This is a genomic window from Aeromonas rivuli (assembly GCF_000820045.1).
Taxonomy (GTDB): Bacteria; Pseudomonadota; Gammaproteobacteria; order Enterobacterales; family Aeromonadaceae; genus Aeromonas; species Aeromonas rivuli.
On the sequence record NZ_CDBJ01000053.1, the window covers coordinates 44,419 to 65,500 of the forward strand.

At 62.6% G+C, this 21,082-nt stretch carries 7 protein-coding genes; 5 read left to right on the top strand and 2 right to left on the bottom strand.

Features of this window, described 5'->3' with window-relative positions:
• Positions 1–39: 39 nt before the first annotated feature.
• On the bottom strand, positions 40–1,260 hold the full coding sequence (locus BN1130_RS11370; protein ID WP_042042137.1) for an ROK family transcriptional regulator: 1,221 nt from the start codon (positions 1,258–1,260) through the stop codon (positions 40–42).
• 173 nt (positions 1,261–1,433) lie between these two features.
• Here BN1130_RS11370 and BN1130_RS11375 point away from each other — a divergent pair, with 173 nt between their 5' ends.
• The gene (locus tag BN1130_RS11375) at positions 1,434–1,898 is read left to right on the top strand and encodes a YchJ family protein (RefSeq protein WP_084218199.1); all 465 of its coding nucleotides are present in this window, start codon (positions 1,434–1,436) and stop codon (positions 1,896–1,898) included.
• A 55-nt stretch (positions 1,899–1,953) separates the two neighbouring features.
• Here the strand turns inward: BN1130_RS11375 and BN1130_RS11380 are convergent, their stop codons facing one another.
• Positions 1,954–15,249, bottom strand: a complete 13,296-nt coding sequence (locus BN1130_RS11380; protein WP_198135266.1) for a retention module-containing protein — start codon at positions 15,247–15,249, stop codon at positions 1,954–1,956.
• 226 nt (positions 15,250–15,475) lie between these two features.
• Here BN1130_RS11380 and glpA point away from each other — a divergent pair, with 226 nt between their 5' ends.
• The 4 genes from glpA (at position 15,476) to BN1130_RS11400 (ending at position 20,976) form a co-directional block, all read left to right on the top strand.
• Positions 15,476–17,149: an anaerobic glycerol-3-phosphate dehydrogenase subunit A gene (gene glpA, locus BN1130_RS11385; RefSeq protein WP_042042139.1), complete on the top strand. Its 1,674-nt coding sequence runs from the start codon at positions 15,476–15,478 to the stop codon at positions 17,147–17,149.
• The gene (gene glpB, locus BN1130_RS11390; protein WP_042042140.1) at positions 17,146–18,480 is read left to right on the top strand and encodes a glycerol-3-phosphate dehydrogenase subunit GlpB; all 1,335 of its coding nucleotides are present in this window, start codon (positions 17,146–17,148) and stop codon (positions 18,478–18,480) included. Before glpA ends, glpB begins: the two co-directional genes overlap by 4 nt.
• Positions 18,481–18,482: 2 nt before the next feature.
• Complete coding sequence (gene glpC, locus BN1130_RS11395; RefSeq protein ID WP_042042141.1) at positions 18,483–19,685, top strand: anaerobic glycerol-3-phosphate dehydrogenase subunit GlpC; 1,203 nt, start codon at positions 18,483–18,485, stop codon at positions 19,683–19,685.
• 397 nt (positions 19,686–20,082) lie between these two features.
• Positions 20,083–20,976, top strand: a complete 894-nt coding sequence (locus BN1130_RS11400) for a serine hydrolase (RefSeq protein ID WP_042042142.1) — start codon at positions 20,083–20,085, stop codon at positions 20,974–20,976.
• The last annotated feature ends 106 nt before the right edge of the window (positions 20,977–21,082 follow it).

Consider the following 21,082-nt stretch of genomic DNA (forward strand, 5'->3'; position numbering starts at 1 on the left):
GGCGCCCTGCGCCGTGCCCTCTGACCAGCATCCCCGCCATCATGACTCGTTGCCGCCGCCCCGCAGCAGATCCAGCAGCAGGCTGCCGTCGCGCAGCGCCTTGTGTACCTGCACCGAGGTCGGCTTGGTGGGATCTTCGTAGAAGTGGGTCGACTCTATCTGCAAGCGCACCAGGTAGTCTGAGGGCAACTGACTCGCCAGCGCCTGATGCAGCATGGGGAACAGCAGACGGTCGGCGCGGGTGATCTCGCCACCGAGCAGCAATTTACCCGGGTTGAGCAGGCAGATGAGATTGGAGAGCACCCGGGCGAGGCGGCCTGCGGCCTGATGCAAGATGTCCTGACACAGGCCATTGCCCGCCAGGGCCAGCTCGCACAGCTCACGAATGGTAACACTCTCGGGCAAGTCGGAGTTCGACCCGCCTATCCGCTCGCGCAGCTCGCGGTATTGAGCCTCCAGCGCCTGATTGGTGACCAGGGTGCAGGCACAGCCAAAACCACCGCAATAGCAGCGCTGGCCATAGGGTTCGAGTTGCAGGTGGCTGAGATCCCCCAGCATGGCGGATTCGCTCTCCATCAGCTGACCATTGACCACCATGCCCACCCCGATGTCGTTATGGACAAACACCAGCACGGCATCGGCGCAATTTTTGGCCGCTCCCCACTCGCGCTCGGCCTGGATCCAGGTGCGCACATCGCCGCTGACCAGCACGGGCACCGCGAATGCCTGCTGCAGGGTCGGCCCCAGGGGCCAGTTGCGCAGATCATAGAAGGGGAAGTGACGTACCATGCCGGAATGGCGCTCCACCTGACCCGGCAGGCAGAGGGCGATACAGGCCAGACGCAGGGCCCGTTTGGGCAGGAAGCTCTCTATCGCCTTGATGAGGCTGGCCAGCAGATCCCCCCGCTCGGTTTCGCTGAATTGGTGACGATGGCGCGCCAGAGAGCGGCCCGCCAGATCGAACAGCGCCATGTCCACATAGCCACGGCCCAGACGCATGGAGAGAAACTGGAAGCGACGCTCATTGATGCGCAGCAGGATCTGGCGCCGACCCCGACCGACAGAACTCTCGCCACAGGTCACCACCAGGCCGCCATCGAGCAGCTCCCGGGTGATCTTGGTGATGCTGGCGGGGGAGAGTCCGGTCAGGCGGGAGAGATCGGTGCGTGACAGCTCCTTGTGCTCCTCCAGACTGGCGTAGACCAGCCCATAGTTGAGCTGCCGGATCAAATCGATACTGCCTTTCACGATCTCATTCATAGGGTCTTTTAACGAAACGGCGAACAATGGTTAATTGTTCCATATTCTCGGCCAATCCCCAAACTGCACTGTCAGATCCCCGGCCCCGATCACTGATTATGCTGCGGTACTGGTCTGTGGCCCCCTCGCTTGGCTACAATCCCCGCACATTTGACTCAAAGACGGCCTATACCATGACCCCTTGCCCTTGCGGTTCCCCCCTCTCCTACCAGACCTGCTGCGCGCCTCTCCATCAGGGCCAGGCTGCCGCGAGCTGCGAACAGCTGATGCGCTCGCGCTACAGCGCCTTCGTGCTGGGACTGGGTGACTATCTGGTACAGAGCTGGCACCCGGACTTTCTGGGGGGGCTGACTGCCCACGAGCTGAGTCGTATGGATACCCGCTGGGCGGGGCTTGAAATAGTGACCACCCAAGCTGGCACCCCGGATGATGAGGAGGGTCAGGTCGAGTTCAAGGCCTGGTTTATTCAAGGGGGGCAGCGTCACTGTCTCCATGAGCGCTCCCGCTTCACCCGCCTGGCAGGGCGCTGGGTCTATACCGAGGGTGTCCAGTTTCCCCATGACGCGTGCCCTCTGCCCGGACGCAACGATCCCTGCCCCTGTGGCAGTGGCAAGAAACACAAGAAATGCTGTGGCTGATGGGTCTGCCCAATCCCGATAAAGAACAAGGCCGCCCGAGGGCGGCCTTGTTGCATCATGACTGGGCCAGGATGAGGTGCTGGTTATCGATGAGCGAGGTGAGGATCTCGCTCTGACTGCCGCCCCCCATGTCGAGGCTGGAGAGATCAACGCTCTTGACATCGATGGACTGGGTTACCTGACCATCCCCGGCGGGAGAGATATCCAGATGCAAGTCACTCACCCCGTTGGCACCCGCCGTCACCGATACCTGGATATGGGAGAGCAGGCTGTTGATGTCATCCCCGCTCACCCCACCCAGCATGTCGCTGAGATCCAGCTTGTCCCCTTGCTGCAGGTTGAAATCGGTGATGGTATCGACCGCTGGCTGACTGGCTGATCCCGCATCCGGCAAGGTCCAGGCGAAGGTATCGCTGCCCAGCCCCCCGGTGAGAATATCACTGCCTGCGCCGCCATAGAGGATGTCATCCCCCAGGCCACCGACCAGATGGTCATCACTGCCGCTGCCATGGAGCTCATTGCCCGCCACCGTATGGACTTCCAGAATATCCGGGGTTGAGCTGATGATGCTCCCCCCGGCGCTGGACTCGGCCTGCACGGCGATACTGTGGTCACCCACACCAAAGCCATCCAGGAACAGCGGCAAGCTGTTATCCCCGGGCAGCAGCCAGTCGCCATTGCCCAGATCCTGCCCCACCTGCTGGCCATGCTGATCCAGGACCTGGGCGCCATCCAGACCACTCAACCGGATGCTCAGCTCACCCGGCTCGGGGTTGGCGACCCAGGCACTCAGGCTGAGCGGAACCCAACCCCCCACCAGGGCCGTCACCCCATGCGTGTCGAGCTGCAAATTGGGCATATCGGCCTGGGCGGCCACGTTGATGCCGAGCTGGCCGCTATCTTCCAGAGCGCCACCGGAGCCCGTGTTACCGAGATCCGAGATAACCAGACTCAGGTTGTCGTCCCCCCAGTAGTCAGGACTCGGTTGATAGTGGACGGCGCCAGCCAGGAAGGCGTTGAGGGCATCCTGAGCCCCGGTCAGGATCAGGGTATTGCTGTTGCTACCCAGCACAGTGACCCCGGCCCCGGCCGCCGCGACCAGCAGGCCATGCTCGACCTTGAGGGTCAGCTGCATGGGCGCGGTGCCCGCATCGACATCCTTGACGCTGATGCCGCCGAGGATGATGTCGCCATCTTCACCCACGCTAACACCGCTGCCAGGCAGGGTCAGCTCGGGGGCGTCATTGACCGGCTGCACGGCGATATCCAGGGTGCTGCTGACATCCTGCCCGCCACCGCTGCCGGTGTTGCCCAGATCGTTGGTCACCATCATCAGCTGATCGGTGCCAGTGAAGTTGGCGTCCCCCAGATAGTTGATGCCACTGCTTAGCAGGGCATTGATCGCATCCTGGGAGCCCAGCAGCGTCAGGTTGCCGCTGCCATCCCCCGTCACGGTGACCCCTGTGCCATCAACCACGGTCAGGCTGCCGTTGCCCACGCTCAGGCTAACCCGGATATCACCGCCAGCGGCGTCCAGATCCTGCACCTGCAAGCCCTGGATCAGGTGGACGCTATCCTCCTCTGCCACCTGGGCCGGTGGCAGGATATTGACAGGATCATCGTTGACCGGCTGTATCTCGATGGGCAGCACATCGGTATCACTCAGGGCGCCGCCACTGCCGGTATTGCCCAGGTCATTGGTGACCATGGTCAAGGCGTCACTGCCATTGAAGTTGCTATTGCCCAGATAGTCGATGCCACCACTGAGCAAGGCATTGATCTGCGCCAGGGTGCCGCTGAGCAACAGAGAACCACTGCCGTCGCCGGTCACCGTCACTCCAGCGGCATTGAGCACCGTCAGGGAGCCGTGAGTCACCGACAGACGCACCTCTATGTTGCCACTGCCCGCGTCCACATCCTTGACCTGTAAACCCTGGATGGTGAAGGGCTTGTCCTCCTGGGCTACCTGAGGATCCCCGGGCAGCACGTTGATGGGGGCGTCGTTGACCGCATCCACCACCACCTGAATGTTGCCACTGACCTCGGGGCCGAGGGCGCCGTTGTCCAGGCTCTGGGCCGTCACCTTGAGATCCAGGGTGCCATTGGCGTCGTTGGTCACCAGTTCGATGGTGTCCAGCTTGCCGCCCGTCGTGGTCACTTGCCAGACGCCGCCGCCCAGATCCACCACAGTACCGGTCACCCCGCTCGGCAGACGGATCTCTGCCCCATCGGGAACCCCTGCTATGGTGACCCGCACCTGCTCCGGGCCGTTCTCGTGAACATTGCTGGCGCTGCCGCCGGTGGCCTGGGTGTCCTTGGTCTCCAGCCCCAGATTGAGGGTGACCACGTCCCCCTCGGTGCCGCTCGCCTTGTCCTGAATGTCGGCAATGATGACATCCCCCACCGGCTTGACGGTGACGGTGAAGCTGTCGCTGGTCTCGAGGGGGATGGTGATCCCCTTGTCAAGGGTGAAGGCGCTCAGGGTGAGCTCCACATTGCCGCTGAAGTTGGCGGGCGGGATCAGGGTCAGCTTGGAGAAGTCTGTGCCCACAGGCACCTGCCATACGCCACCGCCGTTGTTAACCGCCGGTGCCGACAAGGTGAAACCATCCGGCACCCCTTTTATCTGCAGCGCCACTATCTGTTCGGAGCCATCATTGTCGACCAGGGTCGCGCCTAGCCCGCCGAGGCCGACGCTGCCATCCTCGTTGCCGCTCACATCCTTCACCGTGAGCTGGGCCGGGTCATTGACCGGCAGCACCTCGAAGCTCGCATTGCCGCTCCAGCTGTCGCGATCCGTCCCCGTGGTGGCACTGTCCAGAATGTCGACCTTGATGCCCAGGGGTACCTGACCGCTGAAGTGCTCCTTGGGTACGAACACCAGATCCTTGAGATCATCGGGATCCGTCACCACCAGGGTATTGACCGGCTGGCCGTTGCCATCGAGGAAGTGGCCGTACTTGGCATCGACAGTCAGGGTCACCCGCTCCACCGTCTCCAGGCCGCCGTTGGCCACTGTGGGGCTGATGTCCGCGAGTTTGACCGAGAGATCGAGGTGGATCTCGGTGTCTTCCTGGTTGCTCGGCTGACCGTTCACCTCCTTCACCTGCAGGTGCAGCTCGGGCTGGCCATCGGTCCCGCCGTGGATGTCGACCTCTGGGGTGATGGAGAGGGAAACGACCTTCTCCACCGTCTTGGTGTCGCCGCTCACGGTGTCGGTATTGACCAGACGCACGTTGAAGCTCAGGTCGCTGCCAGCGTAATCCTCCGGCAGGGTCAGAGTCAGCTTGTCGAGGTCACTGAGGCCACCCGGCAGCTTGATGAGGTACTCGCCGTTGACGAAGTCGAAGGTGAGCCCCTGCACGCTCACGCCGGGAGGCAGGCCGGTGAGGACTATGCTGAGCTCGTCATCACCGATGTTTGCCGTCCCCAGGGTCACCATGCTCTTGAGCTGGGTGCCGAAGTTGACGCTGTGATCCTCCACCCCTGTGATGGGCTGGCTGTTGTCGAGATCGACGCCGGCCGCAAGCTGGCCAGAGTGGGTTGCACCTTTGAACTCGGCGCTGGCGGTGATCTCCCGATAAGCCGGTGCGCTGACATCCCCTTCGTTGTTATCGCCAAGATCGATCACCTTGGCGCTGACCTTGAAGGTGGCAGTGCCGGTGAAACCATCCGGTGAACGCAGGGAGAAGCTCCCGAGGGCGCTGTTAGGCACTGTCCAGTTGCCCTGGCCGTCGTTGATCCCGCCCACCACCACGAAACCCGGCGGCAGATCGCTGATCACCAGATAATCGATGGTTTCGACGCTGCTCGGATCCAGATCCTCGAATACAAAGACATCTTTGAGCGGGATGTCATGACCATCCGGGCTGACCAGATCCCCACCCTGCTGCACCAGGTTGCCATCGGGTTCGACCACGGCCTGGATATCCACATGCAGGGTGCCGTCTATCACCTTCTGGGCTGTGACATTGGAGTCCACATCGACCTGCGTCACCGTGACATGACTCTGGATGGTGGTGTCCCTGTCGCTGTCTTGTGGCGCCTTCACCAGCAGCTGACCGCCGCCGAGCAGGCTCTTCAGATCCGCGTCACTCAACTCCACCTTGCCGCCCGTCACGTTAAGCTGGGTCTCGGCCCCGCCCACCCGGATCCAGATCTCATAGCCGGGTTCGATGCCGGAGAGGCTGAGGTGAGTCACCTTTTCGGCGCTGTCGGTCAGGTCCGGCTGCCAATCGAGCACGGCAAACTGATCCTCCAGACCATTGCTGGTCTTGCCATAGTCACCGGCATCGATCGCGGGCTCCACCTTGATGGTGAGCGGTACGTCGAAACGCTGGTGATCCCCGTCGTTCTCGGTCACCACCACGTGGGCGATGAGGTGGATGTCGGCGGTGCTGTTGGGGGGCGGCTGGATCTGCAGGTTGCCCAGACTAGAGACGTCGACCTGATAGGTCGGCTTGCCCTGGGCGTCGAGCCCGGCAAAGGTCAGGGTGAGCTCCTTGCCGCTGCCATCGAATACCTTGGCCCCCTCCGGCAAGCCTTCCAGCACCAGGTTGAGGGATTCGGAGCCATCGCCCGTCGTCTCCCCCGACGCCAGCTTGAAGTTCAGCGGTGCCTTGCCATCTTCCCCTATGGTGATGGTGTAACCGTCATTGCTGTCCTGGGTCCAGCCGGTGCTGTCCAGATCGAAGTGAGGCTCATCCACCACCCCCACCAGATCCACATGCAGACCCTGGCTACCGGTCACCTTCTCGTTGACCACTGTCTGGGTCTGACCATTGGCATCGGTCAGGGTGGCGGTATCCTTTACCACCCCCTGGATGTTGAGATCGAAGTCGACGTTGCTGTCCTTCGGCGGCTCGAGCTTGAGCTCGCCGATGCGGGCATAGGGCACCTCGTAATAACCGTTCGCATCCAGGGTGACCGCCACGCCGCCGAGCCAGAGGGTGGCACCGGCGGGCAGACCGCTGATGCGCACGAACATCTGCTCGGAGCCATCAGCAGTATCCCCCAGATGGGCGAGCGCTATCTTGCTGCCCAGATCCAGCAGGCTGTCTTCCTTGCCCTGGATGTCGCGCACCGTCAGCTTGGCGTCATCCGCCAGCGGGTTGACGTTGATGATGAGATCGATGGGATCCCCAAGGGCTGTCTCCTTCCCGGTGACTACGGGGGTTTTCTCCGTGCTCACCGGCGTCACGACAAGCTTGATGTCACCGCTGTAGTCCTTGCCGGGCACGACTGTGATCTTGTTGATGTCCCCCGCAGAGACGATATAGAGGCCGTTCGCGTCGGGTGTGAGCACCTTGCCGTTCAGGGTCAGGCTGCCTTCGCCGGACGCCCACTTGATCTGGTAGCTCAGGGTCTCGGAGCCGTCCGTGTCGGTGAGCTTGGCCTGCACGTTGAGGGCTATGCCGGTGCTGTCCTCATCGGTGCTGTAGTGCTTATTCGTGCTGCCGTCATCCCAGAGCGGCTTGTCGGCAATGCCCTGCACCGTGATGGCCAGGTTGCCGGTCAGCACTGAGGGTTTGCTCCCCTCGGTGACGCCGACCTGCAACTGGATCGGGAAGCGAAGCGGGTTGCCGCCATCGCTCTGGCTCGAATAGTCATGATCGGGCACAAAGGTCACGCTCTTGAGTTCGAACTTGTCGTTGGTACCGGCAACGGCTTGCATCGCCGCTGGCGGCACCTGATACCAGGTCTTGCCACCCTGGGTGATGGTGGTGAGCGCAACACCGTTGAAATAGAAGGTGCCATGGGCATTGGCCGGGGCCTGGATCAGCAATTTCTCAACGAACTCGCCCCGATCGAAGTCGCCTATGTCCAGGTTCATATTGATGGGAATGCCCTGGCTTGGATCCAGCGCCCCCTCATCTTCCTGCCCGGTCGCAGCAGTCACGTTAAGGAGACCCGCCTCATCCCTTATGGTCAGGGTCAGCACCCCATCATCGGTATCCCCATCACCATCCACCAGGTGGAAGTCGACCTTCTGCACCAGGGTGTTGTTGCTGTGATCGATATCCGCCCGGGCGGTGAAGCTGTAATTCCCCTCGGCGTTGATCACCAGGGTGCCTATGGTCTGCCCTGTGCTGTCTGTGACCGCAATGGTGGTGTTGCCGCTGGCGGAAATGGAGTGTTCGACCCCGTTGATGGTGACCGATTTTATCACCGCATCGTCGGCTCCCTCGCTGGCGGTAGCCAGCAGATCGCCGCTCACTTTCGCCCCCTGGTTCAGAGTCTTGCTGTAATCGTCCGCCTCGGGCACATCGTCCCGCACGCTGACGTGACCTATCACCTCGCCGCTGAGATCCCCATCGCTGTCCAGGGCCTGCAACGGCAGCTGGATATCCAGCAGATCATTGCCCTGAGCACTGTGATCCAGATTGCCGGTCAGCTCGAAGGTATAACGGCCGGAGACATCCAGGGTCAGCTTGAAGATGAGCTTGCCGCCGCTGTCCTTGCCCAGATAGACACCAGGCTGGTTGTCGGCGCTGATGCTGACGGCCTTGCCCCCGGAGCTGAGCTGGTTGAGGGCGTTGAAGCGGGCCACATCCAGTTGCAGGGCGGCAACCCGATCGCTCCCGGCGGCGATCACCACCTGACCGACAGCCATCTCCCCTGTACCCGCAGGGCTGGTGCCCCCGTGCTGACCAGTGCCGCCATTGAGATCCGACTCATTGACGGTGACACTCCCGATGGAGCTGATCACGGGGTTGGCCGCATCTGTGATCACTGCCGTGGTGTTGCCGTTGATCACAGAGCCGTCGCTGTCGGTCACCTGGACCGGCAGGGTCAGGTTCAGCTTGTCATCGGCGCCGTGATCCAGGTTGGTGTGCACAGTGACCTGGTAATCCAGGGTCGCCGAGCTGTGGGCCGCTATGCTGCCCGGCACGCTCGGCAGGGTCACGCTCAGCACCAGGGTGCCGCTCGCGGTCACCCCCTGGAAGCTGTGACCATTGCTGCCCGGCACCTCCTGCCAGGTCAGGGTCTCACCATTGTGGGTGATGGCCTTGCCGCTGGCATCCACGACCTGACCGGAGAGAGTCAGGCGCACGTCCACCACGGGGTCGGAATCCGCCTTGATGGTCAGGGTGCCGGTGGCCTGCTGGTCATCACCGGTCTGGTTGCTCGCGGCCCCATCGAAGCGCCCTTCGGTCAGGGTCACCCCGGTGAGGCTGAGGGTCGGTTTGTCCCCTTCCGCAACGCTGATGTTGAGGGTGCCCGAGGTGGTGTCGTTGTTGCCTGATCCCTTGTCGCTGTCGACGACATTGACCTTGAACGGCAGCTCTGTGCTGCTGCCATTGGTCTGGTGTACCCCCTCGAACAGAGTCACCTTGTAGTCAAAACCGTTGCTGGCGGCGTTGTCGAGCTTGCCGCTGATCTCCACCTGCAGCACCTCGACCCGCACGCCATTGACTTCCACATAGCCCTTGAGGATCTGGTTGCCCGGGATGCTGGCATCGCCGTCCACCAGTTCGTATTTCACGCTCTGGCCCAGGGCGGTCAGGGCCGGTTGCTCGGCGATGTCGGCGAACGACACCTCGTTCACCCGATCCGAGCCTGCATCGATCTGGAACTGGCCCGTGCCGGTCAGGGGAGTGCTGCCATCGAGGTTGCCCTCGTCCAGGCTCACCCCGCTGCCCGCCACGAAACCGGGGGCATTGCCGTCCTTGATGGTCAGCGGCAACTGGGTGGAGACCCTGTCCCCATCCTTGTCCGTGAGGGTGATGGCAAGAGGCAGGTCGAGGGACTCGCTGCCCTGGTGATCCAGCTCACCACTGAAGACAACCTTGGTGGTGACGCTCCAGTTGCCGTTGTTGTCCACCAGGCTCAGCTCGGCGCGCAGCACCTCGCGGCCATCCGCGCTGGTGCCCACCAGATCCCCATTGGCATCCAGGATGAAGGTCACAGGGTTGCCGTGGCTGCTGTACTTGCCATCCAGACTGCTCTGGATCGCCGCAATATCGAACCTGAGGCTGCTCTGATCGAGGGCATCCGAGCCGTGGCTCACGGTGAAGCTCATATTGCCCACCACGGCGGCGTCGCCCTGATTGGCCTCGGTCAGGCTGGTGCCGGTCACGGCGCTGATCACCGGATTGGCCCCATCGCCGATGGCGACGCTTAAAGAAGAGGAGACGGTGTCACCATCCGAATCAGTCAAGGTGAAGCCCGCCTTGAGCAGGCTGTCCGCACTGCCCTGATCCAGCGGCTGGTTCAGGGTGAAGACGTAGTGTCCTTTCTGATCAAGCGTGAGGGTAAAGACGTTCTGGCCGTTGACGGCGCCGCTGATGCTGTTGCCGCTGATGGTGATGGCAACGGGCTGGCCACCGCTGGTGAGCCCCTGCAGGCCCGGCTGGCTGGCATCGAAACTGATGTTGGCAAGGGGATCGCTGCCGGCGGTGATATTGAGATCACCGGAGAGGGTCTGGGCCGCGCTCCAGTTGCTGTCTTCGGTCAGAGTCAGGGAGACGGGATCGACCTGGGGCAAGACGCCGTCGGTGATCTGGATGTTGAGGGTGCCGAGGTTGCTCTGGTCGCCATCAAAGTCGCTGCCCACTACCTGCAGCCCCAGGTTGACGCTGTTGCTATTGACCGGTTGATCCAGCACGCCATCGAGCGTCACATGGTACTTGCCGTCCAGATCCAGGGTCACGGTCAACACCGTCTTGCCCCCCGCATCCAGCAGGGTGATGACATTGCCGTTGACCTGATAGCTGGTCGGCTTGCCGCCGCTGGTGAGACCATCCAGGGCCGGCTGATTGGCCTCGAAGTTGAGGGACACCAGGCGGTCACTGCCCACATTGACCGGCAGTTGGCCATCCAGGCTCTGACCGGCGGCCCCTTCCTGCAGGCTGATGCCAGTGTCGATGCCAAGGCTGGGGTTGGCCGCATCGGTGATCACAGCCGTGGTATTGCCGGTGATCACAGAGCCATCGCTGTCGGTCACCTGGACCGGCAGGGTCAGGTTCAGCTTGTCGTCGGCGCCGTGATCCAGGTTGGTGTGCACAGTGACCTGGTAATCCAGGGTCGCCGAGCTGTGGGCCGCTATGCTGCCCGGCACGCTCGGCAGGGTCACGCTCAGCACCAGGGTGCCGCTCGCGGTCACCCCCTGGAAGCTGTGACCATTGCTGCCTGGCACCTCCTGCCAGGTCAGGGTCTCGCCGTTGTGGGTGATGGCTTTGCCGCTGGTATCCAGTACCTGGCCAGAGAGCGTCAGGCGCACATCCACCACGGGATCCGAGTCCGCCTTGATGGTCAGGGTGCCGGTGGCCTGCTGGTCGTCACCGGTCTGGTTGCTCGCGGCCCCATCGAAGCGCCCCTCGGCCAGGGTCACCCCGGTGAGGCTGAGGGTCGGCTTGTCCCCTTCCGCAACACTGATGTTGAGGGTGCCCGAGGTGGTGTCGTTGTTGCCTGATCCCTTGTCGCTGTCGACGACGTTGACCTTGAACGGCAGCTCGGTACTGCCGCCATTGCTCTGATGTACCCCCTCGAACAGGGTCACCTTGTAGTCAAAACCGTTGCTGGCGGCGTTATCGAGCTTGCCGCTGATTTCGACCTGCAACACCTCGACCCGTACCCCGTTCACTTCCACATAGCCCTTGAGGATCTGGTTGCCCGGGATGCCGGCATCGCCGTCCACCAGTTCGTATTTCACGCTCTGGCCCAGGGCGGTCAGGGCCGGCTGCTCGGCGATGTCGGCGAACGATACCTCGTTCACCCGATCCGAGCCTGCATCGATCTGGAACTGGCCCGTGCCGGTCAGAGGGTTGCTGCCATCGAGGTTGCCCTCGTCCAGGCTCACCCCGCTGCCCGCCACGAAGCCGGGTGCATTGCCGTCCTTGATGGTCAGCGGCAACTGGGTGGAGACCCTGTCCCCATCCTTGTCCGTGAGGGTGATGGCAAGAGGCAGGTCGAGGGACTCGCTGCCCTGGTGATCCAGCTCACCGCTCAAGGTCACCTTGGTGGTGACGCTCCAGTTGCCGTTGTTGTCCACCAGGCTCAGCTCGGCGCGCAGCACCTCGCGGCCGTCCGCGCTGGTGCCCACCAGATCCCCATTGGCATCCAGGATGAAGGTAACCGGGCTGCCGTGGCTGCTGAACTTGCCGTCCAGGCTGCTCTGGATCGCCGCAATATCGAACCTGAGGCTGCTCTGATCGAGGGCATCCGAGCCGTGGCTCACGGTGAAGCTCATATTGCCCACCACGGCGGCATCGCCCTGGTTGGCCTCGGTCAGGCTGGTGCCGGTCACGGCGCTGATCACCGGGTTGGCTCCATCGCCGATGGCAACGCTTAAAGAAGAGGAGACTTTGTCCCCATCACTGTCTGTGAGGGTGAAGCCCGCCAAAAGCCGACTGTCCGCACTGCCCTGATCCAGCGGCTGGTTCAGGGTGAAGACGTAGTGTCCTTTCTGATCAAGCGTGAGGGTAAAGACATTCTGGCCGTTGACGGCGCCGCTGATGCTGTTGCCGCTGATGGTGATGACAACGGGCTGGCCGCCGCTGGTGAGCCCCTGCAGGCCCGGCTGGCTGGCATCGAAACTGATGTTGGCAAGGGGATCGCTGCCGGCGGTGATGTTGAGATCCCCGGAGAGGGTCTGGGCCGCGCTCCAGTTGCTGTCCTCCACCAGGGTCAAGGAGACGGGGTCGACCTGGGGCAAGACGCCGTCGGTGATCTGGATGTTGAGGGTGCCGAGGTTGCTCTGGTCGCCATCAAAGTCGCTGCCCACTACCTGCAGCCCCAGGTTGACGCTGTTGCTATTGACCGGTTGATCCAGCACGCCATCGAGCGTCACATGGTACTTGCCATCCAGATCCAGGGTCACTGTCAAGACTGTCTTGCCCCCCGCATCCAGCAGGGTGATGACATTGCCGTTGACCTGATAGCTGGTCGGCTTGCCGCCGCTGGTGAGACCATCCAGGGCCGGCTGATTGGCCTCGAAGTTGAGGGACACCAGGCGATCGCTGCCCACATTGACCGGCAGCTGGCCATCCAGGGTCTGACCGGCGGCCCCTTCCTGCAGGCTGATGCCAGTGTCGATGCCAAGGCTGGGATCCATGCCGTCATTGATGGCGATCTGCAAGTCGGCCGCTGACGTCCCATCGCCATCAATCTCGACGGCACCGACCTTCAGCCCCAGGATCAGGGCATCCGAGCCCTGGTGATCGAGTGGCCCCGTCAGACTGACGTTGACCTCTCCTTTGACGTCATCGCCGTTCTGGGTGGCGCTGAGCTTGGCCTGAAGCACCTCGACCCGCTGGCCATTGCCATCCAGGTAATAGCCACTCAGGGTAAAATCATCAACGAATTCAAAGGTCAGCGGATGACCGTCGCTGTTGTACTGGCCTTGCAGCGCCGCCAGGACGCTGCTCTGTTCCACGAAGCCCAGGGTGTCGGCGATGATGGGATCCGCGCTGTGCTTGACCTCAAACTGGGCCACTCCCACCACGGCGCTGGCATCCTGGAAGGCATCTTCGGTCAGGGTAATGCCGGGTATCTGGAAATCGGGGGGGGTGCTATCGAGCAGTTCAATGCGCAGCGGCGCCTCGACCAGATCCCCATCGCTATCGCGATACTCCAGCCCAAAGGGCAGCACCAGCTTGTCTTGGCCATGATCCAGACTCTGCTGCCAGGTCAGGGTATAGGTACCGTTGTTATTGACCGTCAGGGTGAATACCGGCTGGCCGTTGGCACTGGCCACCAGCTGCTGGCCACTCTGGCTATAGGTCAGGGGAGCACCATGGCTGGTGAGGCCCAGACTTTCGAGGGCGGACTGATCCGCCGCCAGTGTCACCTTGAGGCCGCCATCGCTCCCCGAGCCTGTGTTGAGCTGGCCGGTTTGGCTGATGGGTCCATTGGCGAGATCGGCTTCCGATAGCACCAGGGTTTCACTCTGACCGATCAGAGGCACCCCATCGCTCACCTGATTGCCTGCCAAGTCCGTCACATTGGCCTTGATGGTGATGGGTCCCTTGAAGCCGGACAGATCCAGACCATCAATCTGCCAGCGGCCATCGGCCCCGACCTTCCCCTGCACATTGAGCACCGGCTGACCGGCGCCGCTCAGGCTGATAAACACGGTCTGACCCGGTTCAACCTGCGTCACTGTGCCGCTCAGGGTTGCGTTATTGCTACCCCAGAGCCGACCGGCATCCAGATCGTCGATGTCGATGCCGGCCTGGGTGTCGACGGTGACTGTCAGGGTATCGCTCGCCTTGTTGCCGGCGATATCGACCGAATCAACCTTGAAGTCATAACGGCCATCGGCCAGGGTCTGGGGAATGGGGAACTGCCAGTTGCCGGCACCATCGACGGTGAGCACCGCCAGCACCTGACCGCCCAAGGTCAGCGTGACGGTGGCGCCGGGCTCTCCCTTGCCTTGCAGGAGCGGCGTGGTGTCACGGGTCAAGTCGTCCGTCTGGCTGGCCCCCGAGTCGCTCTCATCGGCCAAGTCGAGGGTGATGGTGGTAATGGTATCGAGCAGGGTCAGGCCATCATCGACCGCCTCGTTGCCGAACAGATCGACGGTGTGGGCATGAATGGTGAGCGGGCCATCGACCAGCTTGCCGGTCACGTCGCCAAAATCGGCCTCCCACAGATTGCCGGGCAGCACCACTGTGGTCACCGTCAGGCTGTTGCCTGCGCTGTCGGTCAGGGTAACGGTGACGGGTTGCCCCACCTCCACGTCTTCAACCTGGCCGCGAATGATGAGCCCTGTCACCTCCTCGGCATTGATGATGTTGTCGCGGGTCTGGGGTTCGAAGACGGTGATGGCGGCAAAGGTATCGATATAGTCGCCAGCCAGGGGGCCCCGGGGCTGATCGAGGGCAGCCTGGTGGCTGGTATCAAACCCGGCATCGGCCAGGGTCGCATCATTGGTACGGTCTACCACGATAAAACCAGCGGCGCTCGAACCGGCGCCCGCCACGCCCCCCCCAGCCGTTGCGGCAGGGCCTGCGGCGGTTTCGGCAAAGACGGCGGTCGGGTCAGCACCGGCGCGGATGGCTTGTTGCAGCGCCTCGAGATCCACATTGGTCGGCTCTTTTTCAGGCTGGCCATTGAGGGTCAGGGTATGCTGGCTCGATACCCAGTTGCCCTGCTCATCGCTGCAGGTGGCGCAATCTGGACCAATCTCGACAGCTTGACCATCAATGCCTATTACGGCCTGGCCATTGCGGCCGGTGAGCATGACCTGACCCGCGGCGATTTGCCCCTCGGGCGGCATCTGGGAGACAGTGCCATCCTGGTCGATAATGAACACCTCTCCTTGAACCTGTTTGACCTGCGTCGGAGTATCCACTCGATTACCTTCCATACTGTCCCCTTGCTGCTCATCACTTCTGTAAAGTTTCATATGGAAACTCATGCCGCTATACTAGCCAACCCGGCAGGGCTTCTCATCAATACGCACATAATAAAGCAATCGTTCAACCCTGGGTAGCATGTGTGATTTCACCCACAAAACCACAAAACAGCCCCCTCTACTTTCGATACCGAACATTAACTTGGTCTAAATCAAACATTCCCACTCTGCTTCCCACCACACTGCCCCCATCAGGCAGGGAATAAGGATCAGAAAGATGAACAGGATCACGACCAGGGTAGTCATCATCGGAGGGGGGGCAACCGGTGCCGGCATCATGCGCGATTGTGCCCTGCGCGGCATAGATTGCATCCTGCTCGAGCGCGACGACATTGCCGCCGGCACCACGGGGCGCAACCATGGCTTGCTCCATTCCGGCGCCCGTTATGCCCTGACGGATCCCGAATCTGCCCGGGAGTGTATTCAGGAGAATCGCATCCTCAAGCGCATCGCCAGCCACTGCGTCGATGATACCGGCGGCCTCTTTGTGACGCTGCCCGAGGATGACATCGGCTTCCAGGATCCCTTCATGCAAGCCTGTGCCCAGGCCGGGATCCCGACCCGCCAGCTCGAACCCAGAGAGGCGCTGCGCCTCGAACCCAATGTCAATCCCGCCTTGATTGGCGCCATACAAGTACCGGACGGCACCGTCGATCCCTTCCGGCTCGCCACCGCCAACGTGCTCGATGCCAAGGAGCATGGCGCGCGCATCTTGACCCACTGCAGCGTCGTGGGGCTGTTGCGCCAGCAAGAGAGGGTACATGGGGTCAGGGCCATCAACCTGCGCACCGGCGAAGGGTTCGAGATAGAAGCCGAGCAGGTGATCAACGCCGCCGGCATCTGGGGCCAGCAGATCTGCGAGTATGCCGAGCTGGGCATCCGCATGTTTCCGGCCAAGGGTTCCCTGCTGATCATGGATTACCGCCTCAACCAGCTGGTGCTCAATCGCGCACGCAAACCAGCGGATGCCGACATTCTGGTGCCCGGGGACACCATCTCCCTCATCGGCACCACCTCCAGTCGCATCGACTATGACAAAATTGACCAACTGCGCGTCGAACCCGAGGAGGTCGAGGTGCTGCTGCGCGAGGGCATCAAGCTGGCCCCCGCCATGGCCCAGACCCGCTTGCTGCGCGCCTATGCGGGGGTGCGCCCCCTGGTCGCGGTGGATGGCGATGAGTCGGGCCGCAACATCAGCCGCGGCATAGTGCTGCTCGACCATGCCAGTCGGGATGGTCTGGAAGGCTTCATCACCATCACGGGGGGCAAGCTGATGACCTACCGGCTGATGGCAGAGATGGCCACGGATCTGGTCGCCAGCAAGCTTGGCAACAGCAAACCCTGTCGTACCGCCCTGCAGGCCCTGCCAGGCTCACGGGATCCCGCGCCCGCCCAGACCTTCGGTCTGTCGGCACCGGCGCAAGGATCGGCCGAGTCGCGCCATGGGGAGCGGGTCATCGCCTTCTTTCGAGACAATCCCAAGGCCAACGCCCTCATCTGCGAGTGCGAAATGGTGACCGCCGCTGAGATTGAATATGCCCTGCGCGAGCTGGACGTGGACAACCTGGTGGATCTGCGCCGTCGTACCCGGCTCGGCATGGGCCCCTGCCAGGGCGAGCTGTGCGCCTATCGCGCCGCCGGTCTGATGCACGAATATGGCAAGGCCGATGGCCGCGCCGCCTGCGTCAGGCTGCGCGACTTCCTGGAGGAGCGTTACAAGGGGGTACGCCCCGTGCTGTGGGGGGATGCCCTGCGCGAAACCGAATTCACCCACTGGATCTATGAGGGGTTGTTCGGTCTTGGCAATTTGACTGGCCCCACCGACATCACAGCGCCGCAGGGATCAGAGCACTCCCCCGCCCCCCTGCGCCATGAAGGAGTATCCCCATGAGATTCGATACCATCATCATTGGCGGCGGCATGGCCGGTCTGTGCGCCGGGCTGCGCCTCGCCGAGGCGGGCCAGAAAACGCTGATCATGGCCTCGGGCCAGAGCGCCCTGCACTTCTCCTCCGGCTCGGTGGACGTGCTCGATTGCCAGGGGGATCCCTTCGCCGCCCTGCCCGCCTTCCTGGCGACCCATCCGCTCCACCCTTATCAAAAGGTCGGGCTCACTCATATTGCGGCCAGCCTGGTCGATCTGCAGCGCCACTGCGCCGAGCAGGGATTGCCGCTGTTCCATGAGTCGCACAATCACCTGCGACTCACCCCCATCGGCACCCTCAAGCCGACCTGGCTCTCGCCGACCAGCAGCGCCTTCCTGGGCGAGGCGCCCGCCCCGGCCGTCCTGCTGCTGGCGACTCTCGAGGGCTTTCGCGACTTTCAACCGGCGCTGGCGGCGGCCAACCTGGCCCTGCATCCGCGTCTGGCCCAGAGCCGCATCCTGACCGGCGAGATATGTCTGCCCCAGCTCGCGACCTTTAACCGCAATCCTCATGAGTTTCGCTCGGCGGACATCGCCCGCCTGTTCGACAAGCAGGGTAAGGCGGGGCAGGCTCTGCTGGGCGCGCTGGCCGAGGAGATCCGCCGCCTGCTGCGCGAGAGCGACGCCCCCGACTGCCGCCATCTGGTGCTGCCCGCCTGCCTCTCCCTGGGGTTGGCGGGGCCACGGCTCGCGGAACTGGAGCGGCTCACCCAGTGCACCCTTCGCGAAGTCGCCACCATGCCCCCCTCCCTCATCGGCATGCGGATGCAAGATGCGCTCAGGCGCCGCTTCCAGGCCCTGGGCGGCACCTTCCTCATCAGTGAGCGGGTATTGGGCGCCACCCTGGATGACGACAGGGTCACGGGGGTGCATAGCCAGAACGGCGCCGATCAGCTCTTTGAGGCCGAGAATTTCGTGCTCGCCAGTGGCAGCTTCTTCAGCCGTGGCCTGATCTCGCGTCTGGGAGGGATCAGTGAGCCCATCTTCGATGCCGACGTGATCAGCCTGGCCGAGCGCGATGCCTGGGCCGGTCGCCGCCTGTTCGACCAGCACCCCTTCATGGGTTTCGGAGTCAAGACGGATGACAGGTTGCGGGTCATGCGCGGCGGCAAGCCCCTCGCCAACCTCTATGGTGCCGGCAGCGTGCTGGCACACTATGACCCTGTGGCGGAAGGCTCAGGCTCCGGGGTGGCGGTCGCCACCGGCTGGCACGCCGCCGATCAGATACTCGCCAAGGTTGTCGCCCGAGACTCAAAGACCGGTTCCCCCTTCACTTCATCACTCGCCCGGGAGGCTTAATCATGCCCTTGGATCATGCCAACCAGACCTTCGATCAGTGCATCAAATGCACCGTCTGTACCGCCTATTGCCCGGTGGCCAAGGCCAATCCCGCCTATCCGGGCCCCAAACAGGCCGGGCCCGACGGCGAGCGGCTGCGCATCAAGAGCCCGGCCCTCTATGACGAGGCGCTCAAACATTGCACCAACTGCAAACGCTGCGAAGTGGCCTGCCCGAGCGGCGTGCGTATCGGCGACATCATTGCCAAGGCCAAGCACCAGTACAGTGGTTTCAAGCCGGGGGTGCGTGAGTTCGTGCTCTCCCACACGGACTTGATGGGCAGCATGTCGACCCTGATGGCCCCCATCGTCAACTTCACCACTGGACTCAAACCGGTGAAGCAAGTGCTGGACAAGGCGCTCGGGGTCTCCTCCCACCGGGATCTGCCCAAATATTCTCAAGGCACCTTTCGCGGCTGGTTCAAGAAGCAGCAAGCCGTGCAGGCCAGCTATCGCCGACAAATCGCCTATTTCCACGGCTGCTACGTCAACTACAACCATCCCCAGCTTGGCAAGGAGCTGGTGCAGGTGCTCAATGCCATGCACATAGGGGTGCAGTTGCTGGCGCGGGAGAAGTGCTGCGGCGTGCCGCTCATTGCCAACGGCTTCATGGCCAAGGCCAAGCAGCAGGCCGCCTTCAACATCCAGCAGCTCGAAAACAGCCTGCTCGGCAACGAGATGCCCCTGCTGGCCACCTCCTCCACCTGCGGTTTCACCCTGAGGGACGAATACCCGCACTTGCTCGGCCAGGATAATCGCAAGGTGCGAGATCGCATCTCGCTAGTGACCCGCTTCCTGTGGAACGAGTTTTACCGCGGCAACAAACCGGCCATGAAGCCCCTCAACCTGCACATTGCCTATCACACCCCTTGCCATCTGGAGAAGATGGGGGGCGTCATCTACACCCTGGAGCTGCTGCGCGCCATTCCCGGGGTCAGGGTGACGGTGCTCGACTCCCAGTGCTGCGGCATCGCCGGTACCTACGGCTTCAAGTCGGAGAACTACCAGACCAGCCAGACCATAGGTGAGGGGCTGTTTGAGCAGATCAATCAGCTCGAGCCGGACCTGGTCATCACCGACTGCGAGACCTGCAAGTGGCAGATTGAGATGAGCACCCCCTTTCGCTGCGAGCACCCCGTGCATCTGCTGGCCCTGGCGCTGGCCTGAGACCGGCGCAGCCCGATGTTAAGCGGGGCGAGCCTGCAGGCTCGCCCCTCCCCACCATGGTCCAGGCTGCCCTGAGAAAGGCTGCGTCAGCTCCCCCTGTACCCGGTGCTCGCCTTGCCCTCAACATTGTCTCCATTCGGGCATAATCGGCGACTTGGCCGTCAAGATGGGGCCCCCATCAGCAGCCGTCGCTGCCATTGGCCCCCTAGCCAAACAGGGCCTCAAAAAAGCCCCATTCATGAGGTTATCAACCGAAGGGGTACCAATAGACACTCATCCATCCCCCGACAAGCATAAAATCTTATCAGTTCAAGGTGATGGGGATTGCGGCGCGTCAGAACCCGACATATAACTGAGAGGTTGTTTTCGGTTTTTTCACGCGGTAGAGACCACCACCATGATACGTCCCCTTGCCAGCTTGCTGTTCGGTGCCTTGCTCCTTCCCGTCAGCCTGGGAGCTTTGGCCGCTCCGTTTCTCAATGCTCCCTCCCCCAGCATGCTCGAGCGACGCAGTGACCCCACCTTGAGTTCGGCCGCCTTCGTGGTCGCCAATCCGCGCACCGGCGAGATCCTTTCGGAGCGCAATGCCAATCGCGTCATGCCCATCGCCTCCATCACCAAGCTGATGACAGCCCTGGTGGTACTCGATGCCAATCCGCGCCTGAACGAGATGATCACGGTGAGCAAGGCCGACATAGATCGCATCAAGGGCACGGGTTCCCGTCTGGCCATCGGCTCCCGTCTGAGCCGGGTCGAGATGCTGCACATCGCCCTGATGGCCTCCGAGAACCGCGCAGCCTCTTCCCTCGCCCGCTACTACCCGGGCGGCCAGCGCGCGTTCATCTCCGCCATGAATGCCAAGGCCCGCATGCTCGGCATGTGGAACACCCAGTTCTCGGACAGTACCGGGCTCAACCCCCGCAACGTCTCCACCGCCCATGACCTGGCCAAGCTGGTCGCGGCTGCGTCTGCCTATCCACTCATTCGCCAGTTCACCTCGGCCCAGCAGCACTATGTGCGCACCGGCAAGCGTCAACTGCAGTACCGCAACTCCAACCGCCTGGTCCACGATGCCGATTGGCAGGTGCTCATCTCCAAGACCGGCTATATACGCGAGGCGGGCCGCTGCCTGGTGATGGAGGCCAACATCAACCGCGAGCCCATGATAGTGGTGCTGCTCAACGCCGATACCACCGGGGCCAGGGTCGCCGATGCCAAGCGGATCAAGACCTGGCTTGAGAGTGGCAATCGCAGTGCCCTGGCCCGCACCACGGCCTTCAACGGTCAGTGATGAGTACGTCATGAGAGAGCCCCTCCCGGGGCTTTTTTATTTTCTGTCACGGCGAAATAGATAGCGCCCTCTGCCCCACATACCTCATGGAGCCATAGCCCGGCCT